The sequence below is a fragment of the Pseudacidovorax sp. 1753 genome (assembly GCF_040544975.1).
In the GTDB taxonomy this organism is placed as follows: domain Bacteria; phylum Pseudomonadota; class Gammaproteobacteria; order Burkholderiales; family Burkholderiaceae_C; genus Xenophilus.
In genome coordinates this window covers 201961-216833 of sequence record NZ_JBEPKY010000005.1, presented here as the reverse complement: position 1 = coordinate 216833, position 14873 = coordinate 201961, and the positions used below count along the sequence as shown (strand labels likewise).

Annotated in this window: 14 protein-coding genes; 8 read left to right on the top strand and 6 right to left on the bottom strand. The window is 70.3% G+C overall.

The window, feature by feature from the left end; genetic code table 11:
* Positions 1–24 precede the first annotated feature (24 nt).
* The 6 genes from ABIC63_RS08170 (at position 25) to ABIC63_RS08145 (ending at position 6145) form a co-directional block, all read left to right on the top strand.
* Complete coding sequence (locus tag ABIC63_RS08170; RefSeq protein ID WP_354319370.1) at positions 25–852, top strand: FadR/GntR family transcriptional regulator; 828 nt, start codon at positions 25–27, stop codon at positions 850–852.
* Positions 853–872: 20 nt separating this feature from the next.
* On the top strand, positions 873–1709 hold the full coding sequence (locus ABIC63_RS08165) for a FadR/GntR family transcriptional regulator (RefSeq protein WP_354319369.1): 837 nt from the start codon (positions 873–875) through the stop codon (positions 1707–1709).
* Positions 1710–1856: 147 nt separating this feature from the next.
* Complete coding sequence (locus tag ABIC63_RS08160; protein ID WP_354319368.1) at positions 1857–2363, top strand: MaoC/PaaZ C-terminal domain-containing protein; 507 nt, start codon at positions 1857–1859, stop codon at positions 2361–2363.
* A gap of 133 nt (positions 2364–2496) precedes the next feature.
* Positions 2497–3471 (top strand): Bug family tripartite tricarboxylate transporter substrate binding protein, encoded by a 975-nt coding sequence (locus tag ABIC63_RS08155; RefSeq protein ID WP_354319367.1) that lies wholly within the window; start codon positions 2497–2499, stop codon positions 3469–3471.
* Positions 3468–5258 (top strand): FAD-dependent oxidoreductase, encoded by a 1791-nt coding sequence (locus ABIC63_RS08150; RefSeq protein WP_354319366.1) that lies wholly within the window; start codon positions 3468–3470, stop codon positions 5256–5258. Before ABIC63_RS08155 ends, ABIC63_RS08150 begins: the two co-directional genes overlap by 4 nt.
* Positions 5258–6145, top strand: a complete 888-nt coding sequence (locus tag ABIC63_RS08145) for a crotonase/enoyl-CoA hydratase family protein (protein ID WP_354319365.1) — start codon at positions 5258–5260, stop codon at positions 6143–6145. Before ABIC63_RS08150 ends, ABIC63_RS08145 begins: the two co-directional genes overlap by 1 nt.
* Before the next feature lie 61 nt (positions 6146–6206).
* Here ABIC63_RS08145 and ABIC63_RS08140 read toward each other — a convergent pair whose 3' ends face one another.
* From ABIC63_RS08140 to ABIC63_RS08115, 6 genes are all read right to left on the bottom strand, one after another.
* The gene (locus ABIC63_RS08140; protein WP_354319364.1) at positions 6207–7172 is read right to left on the bottom strand and encodes a Bug family tripartite tricarboxylate transporter substrate binding protein; all 966 of its coding nucleotides are present in this window, start codon (positions 7170–7172) and stop codon (positions 6207–6209) included.
* 121 nt (positions 7173–7293) lie between these two features.
* Complete coding sequence (locus tag ABIC63_RS08135; RefSeq protein ID WP_354319363.1) at positions 7294–7725, bottom strand: DUF6285 domain-containing protein; 432 nt, start codon at positions 7723–7725, stop codon at positions 7294–7296.
* The gene (locus ABIC63_RS08130) at positions 7722–8753 is read right to left on the bottom strand and encodes a phosphotransferase family protein (protein WP_354319362.1); all 1032 of its coding nucleotides are present in this window, start codon (positions 8751–8753) and stop codon (positions 7722–7724) included. The genes ABIC63_RS08135 and ABIC63_RS08130 overlap by 4 nt, the downstream gene beginning before the upstream one ends.
* On the bottom strand, positions 8753–10357 hold the full coding sequence (locus ABIC63_RS08125; RefSeq protein ID WP_354319361.1) for an acyl-CoA synthetase: 1605 nt from the start codon (positions 10355–10357) through the stop codon (positions 8753–8755). Before ABIC63_RS08125 ends, ABIC63_RS08130 begins: the two co-directional genes overlap by 1 nt.
* Positions 10354–11490, bottom strand: coding sequence for an acyl-CoA dehydrogenase family protein (locus tag ABIC63_RS08120; protein WP_354319360.1), 1137 nt, complete (start codon positions 11488–11490; stop codon positions 10354–10356). Before ABIC63_RS08120 ends, ABIC63_RS08125 begins: the two co-directional genes overlap by 4 nt.
* Before the next feature lie 13 nt (positions 11491–11503).
* On the bottom strand, positions 11504–12667 hold the full coding sequence (locus ABIC63_RS08115; protein ID WP_354319359.1) for an acyl-CoA dehydrogenase family protein: 1164 nt from the start codon (positions 12665–12667) through the stop codon (positions 11504–11506).
* A 344-nt stretch (positions 12668–13011) separates the two neighbouring features.
* Between ABIC63_RS08115 and ABIC63_RS08110 the strand changes: the two genes are divergently transcribed.
* Both ABIC63_RS08110 and ABIC63_RS08105 read left to right on the top strand, forming a co-directional pair.
* Positions 13012–13917, top strand: a complete 906-nt coding sequence (locus ABIC63_RS08110; RefSeq protein WP_354319358.1) for an alpha/beta fold hydrolase — start codon at positions 13012–13014, stop codon at positions 13915–13917.
* A complete protein-coding gene (locus tag ABIC63_RS08105) occupies positions 13914–14858 on the top strand; it encodes a zinc-dependent alcohol dehydrogenase (RefSeq protein WP_354319357.1) in 945 nt (314 codons plus the stop codon). The genes ABIC63_RS08110 and ABIC63_RS08105 overlap by 4 nt, the downstream gene beginning before the upstream one ends.
* Positions 14859–14873: the final 15 nt, after the last annotated feature.

Below are 14873 nucleotides of genomic sequence, written 5' to 3'. Positions count from 1 at the left end.
CGATTGCCCAAAGAGGTTCATCCAATGCCGACGAAGCGCATCTCCCCGTCCATTCCGCGCGCCAAGGCCGGCCCCGGCGCCACAGCCGCCCTCGCAGAACCGGCCGTCACGCCGCTGTTCCAGCCGGTGCGCACGCGCCGCACCTTCGAGGCGGTCGCCAGTCAGATCCGCGAACAGCTGGCCCGCGGCGAGCTGCGCCCCGGCGACCGGTTGCCCGCCGAGAAGGACCTGGCAGAGCAGTTCGACGTCAGCCGAAGCGCCGTGCGCGAAGCGCTGCGCAGCCTGGAGTCGGCGGGCGTGGTGGAGGCCCTCACCGGCCTTAACGGCGGCTTCTTCATCCGCAACGGCAAGCCGACCAGCCTGACCCAGTCGGTGCGCGACATGGTGTCGCTGCAGCAGGCGTCGATCGCCCACGTCACCGAGGCACGGATCGAGCTGATGGCCGTGGCCATCCGCCTGGCCTGCGAGCGGGCGACCGAAGAGGAGATCGACGCCATCGAGGCCGACATCGACTACCACACCGACCTGTTCCGGCAAGGTCACGGCTCGCGCAACACCCATTCGGTGATCCGCTTCTACCAGCTCATCGCCGAGGCCACGCACAACGAGGTGTTCACGGCCATGGTCGATGCGCTGTCGGAGATCATTCGTGGCCTGTTGGCTCAGGTGGACCCGCGTCCACGCAAGGACTTCATGCAGGTGCGCCGCAAGGTACTCACACACCTGCGCGCCCGAGATGCCACGGCCGCGGCGGCGGCCATGACGGCGCATCTCAAGCTCATCAGCGACTACCTCGAAAGCGAAAGCAAGAAGGCTGCGACCAAGCGCGCCGCTGCCCGGCGGGCCGCTTGACGCCCCAGCTCTCCAGACCCATGGCAACCAAGACTTCGTCTCCCTCCGCTCCCTCCGCTCTCTCCGCCGCGCCGCAGCCCGACCCGGCGGCGCCGGCCGTGCGCTTCCAGGCCGTGCGCTCGGCCCGCGCCTTCGAGGAGATCGCCGACCAGATCCGCACCGAACTGGCCGAGGGCCGGCTGAAGGTGGGCAGCCGCCTGCCGGCCGAACGGGCCCTGGCGGTGCAGTTCGGCGTGTCGCGCAACACGCTGCGCGAGGCGCTGCGCTCGCTGGAACACGGCGGCCTGGTGCGGCTGCAGAAAGGCGCCAGCGGCGGTGCCTTCATCAGCGAAGGCTCGGGCCTGGCCATCACCACCAGCCTGATGGACCTGTACCACATCGGCACCATCACGCCCGCACACCTGACCGAGGCGCGCATCTGGCTCGAATCGGTGATCGTGCGCGAGGCCTGCAGCCGCGCCACGCCCGCGGACCTGGAGGCGCTGCGCAACAACGTCGAGGCCGCCGCCCAGGCCACGAAGGACGGCGACTTCCAGCGCCGCGCCGAGATGCACCTGGACTTCCACCGCATCCTGGCGCGCATGACCGGCAACCCGCTCATGGTGCTGATGATGGACAGCCTGATGGCCGTGCTCAGCCGTTTCATCCAGACCCTGGGCGAGTACGAGAACGCCTTTGTGCTGCCCTCGCGCAAGCGCTTCCTCAAGCACATGGAGGCGCGCGACGCCGACGCCGCCGTGGCCGAGATGGAGGCCAGCCTCAAGCGCCTGCAGAAGGGCTACCTCTCGCACCTGGCGACCGATGACGCCGCGTCGGCGCCCCCGCCCCGCAGCCGCGCGCCGGCGAAGAAGCGCTGAGCGCCGCGGGGTCGCGCCCGCTTCCTTTCTCCTGTCTTTCCCGCCTCGCCGTCGGCGAAGGCGGATGCTCCCGGCCGCCTGCCCGGTGCGGCCGCGTTGCGTGCGCGTGTGTCCCGGACATAGAATGGCTCTACCATTGACAAACGCATGGCCTGCAGCCGTGCGGCCACCACCATGTCCTACACCTACGAGCGCACCCCGCGCGGGATGTATTTCGAGGATTTCGAGATCGGCCAGACCATCGTCACCTCGCGGCGCACGGTCACGCTGACCGACATCGTCAACTTCGCCTGCCTGTCGGGCGACCACAACGCGCCGCACATCGACCACGAGTTCTGCAAGACCCAGTCCTATGGCGAGCCCATCGCGCACGGGCCGCTGGTGCTGGCCATCGTGGGCGGCCTGCAGTGCCTCACCGGCATCAACGACGGCACCATCATCGCCATGACGGGCCTGGACCAGTGGCGCATGCACCTGCCGGTGAAGGCGGGCGACACCATCCATGCGCTGATCACGCCGGTGGAGAAGAAGCTCACCAGCAGCGGCACGAAGGGCATCGTGACCTGCGAACGCATCGTCAAGAACCAGCGCGGCGAGACGGTGCACACCATGGTGATCGGCAACATGTACCGCTGCCGGCCGACGGCCGCCTGACCGGAGCGGCGGCCGGACGCGGGCCACAGTCGGGACTGCCTCCGGTCAAGCCCTAGTTGGACAGCCGCCGGGTGACGGATCACAATCTTATTGGCCCAACCATTGATTTCACACCAACACCGAGAGACAGCCCATGCACCGCCCGACCGCCGCCCGAATCCTCTGCCTGGCCCTCGCCGCCGCGGCGCCGGCACTTGCCGCCGCCCAGGAGGCGTATCCGACTCGGCCCATCACCATCGTCGTGCCCTATGCGGCCGGCGGCACCAGCGACGGCCAGGTGCGCATGTTCCAGGAGGCGCTGGGCAAGGAACTGGGCCAGCCCATCGTGGTGGACAACCGCCCGGGCGCCTCGGGCGCCATCGCCGCCCAGTTGGTGGCGCGCGCACGGCCCGACGGCTACACCCTGCTCTATCCCAACAACGGTGTGCTGACCACGCCGCTGCTCAACGACAAGGCCGGCTACGACGCCTTCAAAGACTTGCGGCCCGTGACGCTGACCTCGGTGGTGCCCATGGTGCTGGTGGTCAACAAGGCCGTGCCTGCGGACGACGCCAAGTCCTTCTTCGAATGGGCGCGCAAGCAGCCCAAGGGCGTCATGTACGCCTCGGCCGGCACGGCCTCCTACGGCCATCTCTCCACGGCCCGCCTCGTCCAGCTGTCGGGCATCGAGGCCGAACACATTCCCTACAAGGGCGAGGCGGCCTCCACCATGGCGGCGCGCACGGGCGAGGTGCAGATGCTGGTGACCACGCCCTCCTCCGCCATGCTGGGCCAGGTGCAGCAGGGCAATCTGAAGCTGCTGGGCGTCGGCACCCGGGAACCCTCCAGCGTGGTACCGGGCACCCCGCCCCTGAACCGCGCCGTGCCCGGCTACGAGGCCCAGGCCTGGTTCGGCGTCATGGCACCGGCAGGAGCGCCCGACGCCGTGGTGGAACGGCTCAACGCCGCCTTCCGCAAGGTCATGGCCGACGACGGGCTCAAGACCCGGCTGCTGGCCACCGGTGCCGTGGCCCGCACCACCAGCCCGGCCGAATTCGCCCAGATGATGAAGACCGAGTCCGATCAGCTGCGCGAGATCGTCACCCAGTTCAACATCAAGGCGGAATGAACGCGCTCGCCCCAGAAGCGGCGGAGCACGACCTGGTGGTCGTCGGCTCCGGCGCGGCCGGCCTGACCGCCGCGATCACGGCCCGCAAACGCGGGCTGGATGTGGTGGTACTCGAAAAGGAGCCCGTCTTCGGCGGCACCACGGCACTGTCGGGCGGCGTGCTGTGGATTCCGCTGACCCACCACGGCCTGCGGCAGAACCCGGCCGACACCGCCGAGCAGGTACGCACCTTCATGCAGGCCGAGACCGGCCGGTTCTACGACGCAGCCGCCGTGAACGCCTTCATCGAGAACGGCCCGCGCATGGTGGACTTCCTGGAGCGCGAGACGGCCATGCAGTTCGTGCCCACGCTCTACCCCGACTACCACCCTACCGCGCCGGGTGGCGCCGACGTCGGCCGCTCGATCCTGGCCAAGCCCTACGACATCCGCGGCCTGGGCAAGGACATGGCCCGGCTCAAGCCGCCGCTGCGCAGCATCACCTTCATGGGGATGATGTTCAACTCGTCCAACGCCGACCTGAAGCACTTCTTCCGGGCCACCAAGTCGCTCGCCTCCTTCTTCTACGTGGCGCGGCGCCTGGCCAACCACCTCAAGGAGCTGCTGCTCTACCGCCGCGCCGTGCAGGTCACCAGCGGCAATGCACTGGCGGCACGGCTGGCCCAGTCCGCGCTCGACCTGGGCATTCCCATCCTGACCGGCATGCCGGCACAACGTCTGCTGGTGGAGGACGGCCGCGTCGCCGGCGTGGTGGCCGGACCGGACGGGGCCGAGCGCACGCTGCGGGCACGGCATGGGGTAATCCTTGCCTGCGGCGGCTTTCCGCACGACACCCGCCGGATCGCACAGGCCTATCCGCACCTTCGGCGCGGCCACCGCCACCTGTCGCCCACGCCGCAGAGCAACACCGGCGACGGCTGCGCCATGGCCGAAGCGGCCGGCGGCGTGGTGGAGATCCGCTTCGAGGAGCCCGCCGCCTGGATGCCCGTCACCCACGTGGACTTCGGCGGCGGCCAGACCGGCGTGTTCCCGCATCTGCTGGACCGCTACAAGCCCGGCGTGATCGGCGTGCTGGCCAACGGCCGGCGCTTCACCAACGAATCCAACTCCTACCACGACGTCGGCGCCGCCCTGCACCGGGCCTGCGCGGACATGCCCGAGACGGCCATGTGGCTGGTCTGCGACCAGGCCGCGCTCAGCAAGTACGGCCTGGGCTACGTCAAGCCGGCGCCGATTCCGCATGGCGCGCTGCTGCGCAATGGCTATCTCCTGCGCGGCCGCACGCTGGAAGAGCTGGCCAGCAACGCCGGCATCGATCCCGAAGGTCTGGCCCGCACCGTGGCCGACTACAACCAGCACGCGGTGCGTGGCGAGGACCCGGCCTTCCATCGCGGCAGCACCAGCTTCAACCGCTACCTGGCCGACCCCGATCATGGGCCCAACCCCTGCGTGGCGCCGCTCGCCCAGGGCCCCTTCTATGCCATCAAGCTGCTGATGGGCGACCTGGGCACCTTCGACGGCCTGAGTACCGCCGTCACCGGCGAAGTGCTGCGCCGCGACGGCAGCGCGATCCCCGGTCTCTATGCCGCCGGCAACGACCGCGCCAGCGTGATGGGCGGCAACTACCCGGCCGCCGGCATCACGCACGGGCCCAACATGGCCTTCGCCTATCTCACGGCCAATCACATTGCCGACCAGACGCAGCAGGTGGCGAAGGCGGCAGCGCCCATGCAGGGCGGACAGCCGATGCCGAGCGTTGCGGCCGAGCGCCGGGTGCAGGTGGCCTGATGGGCAAGTGGCGAACCGAAGCGCGCTTCGTCGGCCTGACGGTCGACGCCGGGGTCGCACGCGTCACCCTCGACCATCCGGCACGCCGCAACGCCCTGTCGTGGGACATGCTGGTCGAGCTGCGGGCCGCGCTGCTCGAGGCCGACGACCTGCGGGCGGTGCACGTCATCGTGCTCGAAGGCGCAGGGCCCGACTTCTGCGCCGGCTACGACATGCAGTCGGCCTACGCGCGCTATGCCAGCGAATCCGCCGGCGAGGGCGGCGCAGACATCTACCGCAGCGGCAGCGGCTCCTTCGATGACGATGCCTGGAAGCTCGAGCGCTTCCAGGAACTGCTGCGCACGCCCTTCACGCTGCACAAGCCGGTGATCGCCAAGGTGCATGGCCATTGCGTGGCCGGTGGCACCGACCTGGCGCTGTACTGCGACATGGTGATCGCCGCGGACGACGCGCGTATCGGCTTCCCGGCCACGCGCGCCATGGGCTCGCCGCCCAACCACATGTGGTTCTACAACGTGGGACCGCAATGGGCCAAGCGGCTGCTGCTGAGCGGCGACGTGGTCAGCGGCGCCGATGCGGCGCGAATCGGCCTGGCCGTGGCCAGCGCACCGGCCGAATCGCTGGAGGAAGAGGTGATGACCCTGGCCCGCCGCCTCGCCACCATCGATGCAGAACTGCTGGCAACCAACAAGCGCATCGTCAACATCGCGCTGGAACTCGCGGGCGCCGGCACCATCGCCCGCCTGGCCGCCGAGATGGACAGCCGTGCGCACCTGAGCCGGGCCAAGCGGGAGTTCGATGCCGACGTGGCGGCGATGGGCTTCAAGGCCGCCGCGCGCCGACGGGACGAACCCTTCGGCGACGGCACGGTGCGGCCCAGTTGGTGAGGTCTGCGGCGCCCGCAGGCGCCGTGGCTCCAGGCCCCCGGGAGCCCCGGCATCACTCTTCTCAGAGCTTGACGCGCCCCGAGCGCACCAGCTTCTCCGAACTCGCCAGCTGCTCCTTGAAGAAGGCGTGCGTACGATCCGGCGCCCAGCCGACCGAGTCGAAGCCCAGCTCGGCAATCTTGGCCTTGACGTCGGGCAGCAGCACGATCTCGTTGACCTCCTTCGTGAGCAGGTCCACCACGGCCTTGGGCGTGCCGGCGGGTGCCATCAGCGCCGCCCAGCCCGGCATGTCCACGCCGGGATAGCCGAGTTCGGCGAAGGTGGGCACGTCGGGATAGCTGGGCGAGCGCTCGGCCGAGGCCACGGCCAGCGTGCGGATGCGGCCCGGGTAGCGCTTGGTGCCCCCGATGGAGGCGCACACGGCCTGCACCTGGCCGCCGATCACGTCCTGCAGCGCGGGCGCCTCGCCCTTGTAGGGCACGTGGATGGTCTCGATGCCCGCAGCCACGTTGAACAGCTCGCCGACGAAATGCCCGCCCGAGCCCTGGCCGTAGGAGCCATAGGCGATCTGCCCCGGCCGGGTCTTGGCCAGCGCCACGTACTGCCGCAGCGTGGAGGCCGCCAGGTTCTCGCTGATGCCCAGGGCGATGGGCGTGAGCGCGAGCATGCCCACGGTGCTGAAGTCCTCCTGCCGGTAACCCGGCTTGGACATCAGCAGCAGGTTGCTGAGGAAGGCGCTGTAGGCCAGCAGCAGCGTGTAGCCGTCGGGGGCGGCCCGGGCCACGGTCTGGGCGGCGATGGCACCGGTGGCGCCCGGCTTGGACTCCACGATCACCGGCTGCCCCAGCCGCTCGGTGAGCTTCTGGCCGACCAGCCGCATCATGATGTCGTGGCCGCCACCCGGCGGCGTCGGAATGATGAAGCGGATGACGTTGTTGGGATAGCCCTGCGCGCGGGCCGCCGTGGTGGTGGCGCCGCCCAGGGTGGCCAGGCCGGCCGCCAGCACCTGTCGCCGGGAGAATTCCATGGTGTCTCTCTTTGATTGGTTGAACCATCTACATTAACAGGACGCCGACACGTTGCGCTCGGGAATAACGCGAAGGTGGCCCGGTGCACCTTGGCGGGCACCGCATGCACCGCTCGACCGGCTAGCCGCGGCTGTCGCCGCCCGGTTCCACCCAACGGGGGTTGTTGATGGCAAGCGCGTCCCGCAGCCCATCGCGAAGATGCGCCAGCAGCGCTGGCGAATCGAGCGGCAACCGGCCGGAGGCGATCGCGGCGCGCAGGGCCTCGTCCGGTGCCGGGGCGTCCGCCTGCGCCTCTGCGCCCGGCTCCGCGCCGAGCAGCGCGGCCAGGCTGGCGCGCGCCCGGGCATCGGCCGCGGGACCCAGGCGCAACTCACGGGCCACCAGCCGCAGCACGTTGACGCACACCCGCAGCTGGAACGCGTGATAGCCGTCCAGCAAAGGACGCAGTTCCACGTCGAGGTAGGCGGCTGCGGCGTCCAGCAGCACCTCGGCCGGCGGCACCCGTGCGGGCACGGGGCGGCCTTCGGCCCCGCCTGCTGCGGGAGCACTCACTGCACCATCCCCAGTGCCGACTTCAGTGGCGCGACCAGGTAGAGAAAGTCCCACAGCGGCTCCTCCATGCGGCGGCCGATGGCGGCCAGTTCCAGGCTGGCGGGGCGGCCGTCGGGCCGCTTCTGGCTGCCGCGACGGGCGCAGGCGATGGCCCACTTGAGATTGGCGAAGGCCTCCCAGAAGCGCACCCGCCGTGGGTCGACGGCCTGCCCGGAAGCCGACTCGTAGGCGGCATAGAGCGCCTCGCGCGCGCCGAAGCCGCCCACCTCCCCCGGGCCGCCGAATCGCCAAGTGCGCATGCACAGCACGCCCAGGTCCTGCATGGGATCGCCGATGCGGGCGATCTCCCAGTCCAGCACACAGCGCACGCCTTCCGGCCCGACGACGAGGTTGCCGGTGCGGAAGTCGGCATGCACCAGCGCCGGCGGCACCGGCGGCGGCAGGTGGCGGCCGATCCAGGCCACGGCATGGTCGAGCGCGGCATGGCGCACGCCGCAGCCATCGAGCAGGGCGCGGTAGGCCGCCAGTTCCTGCGCCGGCGTGAAGGCCTGCAGGAAGGTCAGCCCGCCAGTGGGCGTGCGATGGATCGTGGCGAGGATCTCACCGCACTGGCCCGCCATGCGGGTGCGGGCGGCGGCGAAGGCCTCGTCGCGCAGGATGCGACGGCCCAACGTCTCGCCGGCCACGCGGCGGGTGACGTAGCCCTCGCCCAGGCCGTCCTCGGGCGCGAGCACCGCCTCCACCACGGGCGCGGGCGTGCCGGCGGCACGCGCGGCCTGCATCAGCGCCGCCTCCTGCGGGCCGCTCAGCTTGGGCACCTGGCCGGCGGCGGCGCCGAGTGGGGGTGTCTGCTGCAGGATCAGCGGCTGCGGCGGCGCACCCGGCACGGCCCAGTCGAAGGACCAGGTGGCCTTGGTCCCGCCGGCCGTCAGCCGCTGCAGGCCGCGCACCTCGCCGGACGAACCGGAGCGGCGCGCCAGCATGCCGCCCAGCGCGGCCGCGACTTCGTCGCTCGGCGACGCGGCCATCAGATCTGCCGGCCCGTGTTCTGCCAGAAAGGATCGCGCAGCCGGCGCTTGAATATCTTGCCGCTGTCCTCGCGCGGCAGGGCGGCATGAAAGTCGATGCGCCGCGGCACCTTGTAGCGGGCCAGGCGGGCTTCCAGGTAATGCCGGATCTCCACCTCCGTGAGCTGCGCGCCGGGCTCGCGCTCCACGGCAGCCGCCAGCGACTCGCCGAAGTCCTCGTCCGGAATGCCGAAGACGGCGCAGTCGCGCACGCCCGGGCACTGGGCCAGCACCATCTCGATCTCGGCGGGATACACGTTGGTGCCGCCGAAGATCACCATGTCCGAACGTCGGTCGCACAGGTACAGCCGGCCATCCTTGAGGTAGCCGACGTCGCCCACGCTGATCAGGCCGTCGCGCTCGACGCTGCGGCGCTTGGCGTCGTTGTTGAGGTACGTGAAGTCGGGATAGGCGGACACGCGCATGTAGATCTCGCCGATCTCGCCCTCGGGCACCGGCCGGCCGTCCTCGCCGTAGAAGGCGACGCGCGTGCCTGGCGTGGGCGTGCCGACCGAGCCGGGATGCGCCAGCCAGTCCTGCGGCGTGGACAGCGTGGCCGTGCCCACCTCGGTGCCGCCGTAGGTCTCGTAGACCACCGGACCCCACCAGTCCATCAGGGCCTGCTTGACTTCGCGCGGGCACGGTGCACCGGTGTGCGTGACCCACTGCAGCGAGCCCACGTCGTAGCGCGCGCGCACCTCCGCCGGCAGCTTGAGCAGGCGAACGAACATGGTGGGCACCATCACCGCATGGGTGATGCGGTGCCTGGCGATCAGCGCCAGGGTCTCCTCGGCGTCGAACTTGGACTGCATGACCAGCACCTCGGCGGCGCCGAAGGCCTGGCGGCCGTAGGCATTGGGCGAGGCGTGGTACAGCGGCCCGGTGATCAGCGCCCGCACGCCGGGCACGAGGCCGTACACCCGCTCGATGATCTCCCGATAGGCCTGCGCCTGTTCAGGCGTGGAGGGATGGCGCCGCACGCCCTTGGGATGCCCGGTCGTGCCCGAGGTGTAGATCATGGTGGCCCGGCTCGGCCGCGGCGGCGCATCCCAGGGCGCGGAGCGCTCGCACCACTGCGGCCAGAGCACGTCGTCCGGCGCGGGCCGGGCCTGCGCGGCGTCGATGCCGTAGCGCGCCAGCACCTGCGGCGGCGTGGGCACCACGCGCACGTCGAGCCCGGCCGGCAGCCGGCCGCGCAGCGGCGCCAGCAGATCGGCATGGGCCACCAGCACCTTGGGACGGGCGTCCTCCAGGATGTAGAGCAGCTCCTCGGCCTTGCCGTGCCAGTTCAGCGGGACCGCGTAGGCACCGATGGCGGCCGCCGCCTGCTGCACTTCGAAGAAGGCGAAATCGTTGCGCAGCAGCAGCGCCACGCAGTCGCCCTCGGCCACCCCCACTTCGGCCAGGCCGGAGGCTGCACGCCGGGCCCGCAGTTGCACCTGCGACCGGGGCAGGCCCTGGTCGTCCAGATAGATCATGGCTTCGTTCATCGTCGTCTTACCTGCTCGTTGTCTCTCGTCATCTCTCGTCGTCTCTTGCGGGAGCGCCTGTCGGCACCCCGTCACGCCGCCAGCGCCGTCGCCAGCCGTGCCGCGTGGGCACCACTGTCGCCGAACAGCTGGTCCATCACGTGGATGCGGCGCAGGCAGTGGCCGACGGCGTATTCCTCGGTCATGCCGATGCCCCCGTGCAGCTGGATGGCGCCATGCGCCACCTCGCGCGCATGGCGACCGATGCACAGCTTGGCGCGATGCAGGTCGAGGCCCGCCTCGTCGCCCTCGGGCAGGTCGACCGCGATGGCGGCCGCCATCGCCATGCTGCGGACCATCTCGAGGTCCACGCGCATTTCGGCCACCCGATGGCGCAGCGCCTGGTTCTCACCAATGGCCCGGCCGAACTGCTTGCGGGTGTGAAGGTAATCGACCGCGAGCCGGTTGGCTGTCTCGGCCGCGCCCAGCATGTCGGCGCAGGCCAGGGCGATGCCCATGGCGACCACGCCGTCGATGGCACGGCCACCCGCATCGCCGTCGGAAGGATCGGCCAGGGGACGGGCCGGCACGGCCGCCAGTTGCAGTTCGGCGGCCGGCGTGTCGTCCACCAGGCGGTAGGACCGCCATTGCAGCCCGGACGCGCCGGCATCGACGAGGAAGAGTGCACGGCCGGCCGGGCTGTCCGCGCTGCCGCCGGTGCGTGCGCTGACCACCACATGGTCGGCCAGGCCCGCGCCGAGCACATGGGCCTTGGCGCCATCGAGCACCCAGCCCCCGTCGCGACGCGTGGCGCGAGTCTCGATCCAGCAGGGGGCGTGGCGGCCGGCGACTTCGTCGTGGGCCCAGGCTGCGCGCGCGCTGCCGTCGGCCAGGGCGGGCAGCCGCTCGGCGCACAGCGCCTCGTCGGCGCCCAGGCGCAAGGCCGTCGCCGCCAGCACCTGGGGCAGCAGCGGTTCCAGGCATAGGGCGCCACCGAGGGCCTGCATCACCGGCAGCAAGGCGCGGGCGCCGCCGTCGAAGCCTCCATGCGCCGACGGCACCGCCAGCGCGGTGACGCCCAGCTCGGCCAAGTGCTGCCAGGTCTGCGGATCCTGCCCGCCCTCGCTGGCGGCATGGACGCGGCGCTGCTCGAAGCCGTAGCGCTCGGCCATCAGGCGTGTCAGGCTGTCCTGCAGCGCACGCTGTTCATCGTCGAGTTCGAAATTCATCGGGTTCCCTGTCTCATCCCAGGATGGCCTTGGCCAGAATGTCCTTCTGGACCTCGCTGGTGCCGCCATAGATGCTGGCGGCGCGCGAGTAGAAGTAGCGCGGCACGAGCGGGCCGTGCACGAGATCCTCGTCGCCGTCGCGCCGCTCCAGGCCGGCCGGGCCGGCGAGCCGTGCCAGCAGCGCATTTACCGCCTGCTGCAGCGCCACGCCCTTGAGCTTGAGCACCGACGCGAAGGCCGGCAGCGCCTGCTGCTCGGCGGGGGTGAGCAGGAAGCGGTAGTTGGTCAGCTCGAGTGCACGGATCTCCGCATCCAGGGCCGCCATCTCGGCGCGCAGCCCGGCGTCGTCGATCAGCCGCCCGCCTTGCGGCAGCGCCCGGGCCGCCATGTGGCGCGCAAGGTCCAGCCGCTCGCGGCAAAGCCCGACGTTGGCGATGCCGGTGCGTTCGTTGCCGAGCAGGAACTTGGCGCAGTCCCAACCCTTGTTCTCCTCGCCCACCAGGTTGGCCACGGGCACCTGCACGTCGTCGAAGAAGACCTCGTTGAGATGGTGGCCGCCGTCGATGGATTGGATGGGGCGGATGGTGATGCCGGGCGACTTCAGGTCGATCAGCAGGAAGGAGATGCCGGCCTGCTTGCGGGCCTCGGGGTCGGTGCGCACCAGTGCGAACACCCAGTCGGCGAGGTGGGCGGTGGTGGTCCAGATCTTCTGCCCATTGACCACATAGTGATCGCCCCGGCGCTCGGCCCGGGTGCGCAATGAAGCCAGATCCGAGCCGGCGCCCGGTTCCGAGAAGCCCTGGCAGAACCACAGGTCGAGGTTGGCGAGCCGCGGCAGGAAATAGTCGCACTGTGCCGGCGTGCCGAACTTCATCAGCACCGGGCCGAGCATGGTGAGGTTGAACACCTGCGGCAACGGTGCCGGCGCGCGGTAGAGCTCGTCCATGAGGATCAGCCGCTCCATCTGCCCCAGCTCGGCGCCGCCATAGCGCGCCGGCCAGTGGGGTGCGGCCCAGCCGCGCTCGTTGAGGATGCGCTGCCACGTCACGGTGTCCTGCTTGCGCGGAGGGTGGCCGGCGCGAAGGCGCGCGCGAATGTCTGCCGGCAGCCGCTCGTCGATGAAGGCCCGTACCTCGGCACGGAAGGCGCGCTGCGCCGGTGTGAACTCCAGATCCATCCAGTCCTCTCGATGGGGCCAGCCTGAAGAAGCAGCCCAGGAAAATTATGGTTCAACCAATAATTGCTGGCAATGGTGTCCAGCCGCTGTCGGCGCAACCGGCGCTGGCCGCCCGCGAGCTGCCGGGCCGCTCACCGGCGGCTCGGCCGCAGCTCACGCCGCACGACTACGACTGGACCGCCCAGCCATCACGACGTCTGGCACCACCATTGCGGCGCGCGTCGCCACACCGCCTCGCCATGCCATCTTGCTTGCAGACTTTAATGGTTTAACCATAATGGGGAAATGTCTTCTGCGATCTGGGCAAGCGCCCATCGAGCGATCCGACTTCGAGTGCTCATCGAATGAACCAAAGCCCCATCGCCACCCTGCCCACGCGCCGCATTGCCGTCCACGGACTGCACTTGAACGTGCTGGACGAGGGCGAAGGCGAGGCCGTTCTGCTGATCCACGGATTTCCGGACAGCCACCGCGTATGGCGCCACCAGATTCCCGCACTGCTGGAGGCCGGGTGGCGGGTCATCGCCCCTGACCTGCGCGGCTTCGGCGCCTCCGACCGGCCCGAGGGGGTGGAGGCGTACGGCCTCATGCAATCGGTGCAGGACCTGATCGCCCTGCTCGACCACCTGGGCGTGGGGCGCGCCCATGTGGTCTGTCACGACTTCGGCGCAGCCGTAGGGTGGCTGTTGGCGGCCTCCCAGCCGCAGCGCGTCATCAGCCTGGTAGCCATGTCGGTCGGGCATCTCAACGCGATGAGGCTCGCGGGCCCCGACCAGCGAGCCATGTCGTGGTACATGCTGCTGTTCCAGTTCGAGGAATTGGCGGAGCAGTTGTTGGAGCGGCAGGACTGGGCGTTGCTGCGCGACTGGGGCGGTCACCATCCTGAAGTCGAGCAGTGGATTTCCGACCTCTCGCGCCCCGGTGCGCTCACCGCCGCCCTCAACTGGTACCGGGCCAACCAGCATCCGCGCCGCTGGCTCGATGCCCCGGCGATGGTGCCGCCGGTCGCCGTGCCGACGCTGTCCATGTGGAGCACCGGGGACGTCTATCTCGGCGAGGCGCAGGTGGTGCGCACCCCGGAATTCGTGACCGGCCCTTGGCGCTATGAACGACTCGTGGGCGCCGGCCACTGGTTGCAGTTGGACCGGCCGGCCGAGGTCACCAGGCTGCTGCTCGGCTTCCTGGCAGACACGCGCAACGCGCCAGCGCCCGCACCAACCGAAGCCGAAGCGCGAGAGGCAACGGCATGAAGGCACTCGTCCTGCATGGCGCGGGCGACCTGCGCGTTGAGGAGCACCCCGGCCTCCCGGACGAGCCGGACGAAATGCGTCTGCAAGTGGCGATTGCGGGCCTTTGCGGCTCGGACATGCAGGTCATCGCCAGCGGCCGGGCCTCGGTGCCGCTGCCTCTGGTTCTGGGCCACGAATTCGGCGCCACCGACGCCCACGGCCGGTTCTACACGATCAACCCCATGCTCGGCTGCGGTGAATGCGCCTGGTGCGCCCGCGGCGATACGCATATCTGCCCGCAGCGTCGGGTGTTGGGCTTCCGTCGACCCGGCGGCTTCGCCCAGGAGGTCGTGGTGCCCGCGCGCAATGCCGTTGCGGCCGAGGGCTTGAGCGCGGTACAGGCAGCGCTCGTCGAGCCCTTGGCCAATGGTGTTCATGCCTGGCACCGCGCCGGACGGCCCGACGGCCCGGTGGCCATCGTAGGGTGCGGCTCCCTCGGCATTTGCCTGCTCCATGTCCTGCGCAGCCGCGGACTCGAAGACATCACGGTGGTCGACCCGGTGCCTTCGCGGCTCAGCCACGCAGAGGCGGCCGGGGCGGGGCGCGTAGCCACGCGGCTCGAAGGCCGCTTCGAGGCGGTGTTCGACTGCGCTGGCACGGCCACCACACGGCAATCGGCGCTGGACTGCACCTTGCCGGGGGGTAGCGTAGCGTTGGTCGGCTTGCACGACGACACCCTGGCGGTCTCCGCCAGCGCAGTCGTCGTCGGCGACCGTACGCTGGCTGGCTGCTTCGCCTACAGCGAGCCCGAGTTCCGCGAAGCGGTAGGACTGGCCGCCACGCTCGACACCCCCTGGGCCGAGCGTATCGACTTCGCTGGCGCGCCTCAGGCCGTGCGCGATCTGCTGGCCGGCAAGGCGCCGGCCGGCCGCATCAAGACTCTGTTCCAGTTCGTCCACTGATCCCACGGAGACTGC

Bases quoted from the DNA above. Each gene is read 5' to 3' on its own strand.
- ABIC63_RS08120 (WP_354319360.1), bottom strand. From the start codon at position 11,490: ATGAATTTCGAACTCGACGATGAACAGCGTGCGCTGCAGGACAGCCTG.
- ABIC63_RS08165 (WP_354319369.1), top strand. From the start codon at position 873: ATGGCAACCAAGACTTCGTCTCCCTCCGCTCCCTCCGCTCTCTCCGCC.
- ABIC63_RS08140 (WP_354319364.1), bottom strand. From the start codon at position 7,172: ATGGAATTCTCCCGGCGACAGGTGCTGGCGGCCGGCCTGGCCACCCTG.
- ABIC63_RS08170 (WP_354319370.1), top strand. From the start codon at position 25: ATGCCGACGAAGCGCATCTCCCCGTCCATTCCGCGCGCCAAGGCCGGC.
- ABIC63_RS08160 (WP_354319368.1), top strand. From the start codon at position 1,857: ATGGCCTGCAGCCGTGCGGCCACCACCATGTCCTACACCTACGAGCGC.
- ABIC63_RS08130 (WP_354319362.1), bottom strand. From the start codon at position 8,753: ATGGCCGCGTCGCCGAGCGACGAAGTCGCGGCCGCGCTGGGCGGCATG.
- ABIC63_RS08145 (WP_354319365.1), top strand. From the start codon at position 5,258: ATGGGCAAGTGGCGAACCGAAGCGCGCTTCGTCGGCCTGACGGTCGAC.
- ABIC63_RS08105 (WP_354319357.1), top strand. From the start codon at position 13,914: ATGAAGGCACTCGTCCTGCATGGCGCGGGCGACCTGCGCGTTGAGGAG.
- ABIC63_RS08115 (WP_354319359.1), bottom strand. From the start codon at position 12,667: ATGGATCTGGAGTTCACACCGGCGCAGCGCGCCTTCCGTGCCGAGGTA.
- ABIC63_RS08150 (WP_354319366.1), top strand. From the start codon at position 3,468: ATGAACGCGCTCGCCCCAGAAGCGGCGGAGCACGACCTGGTGGTCGTC.
- ABIC63_RS08110 (WP_354319358.1), top strand. From the start codon at position 13,012: ATGAACCAAAGCCCCATCGCCACCCTGCCCACGCGCCGCATTGCCGTC.
- ABIC63_RS08155 (WP_354319367.1), top strand. From the start codon at position 2,497: ATGCACCGCCCGACCGCCGCCCGAATCCTCTGCCTGGCCCTCGCCGCC.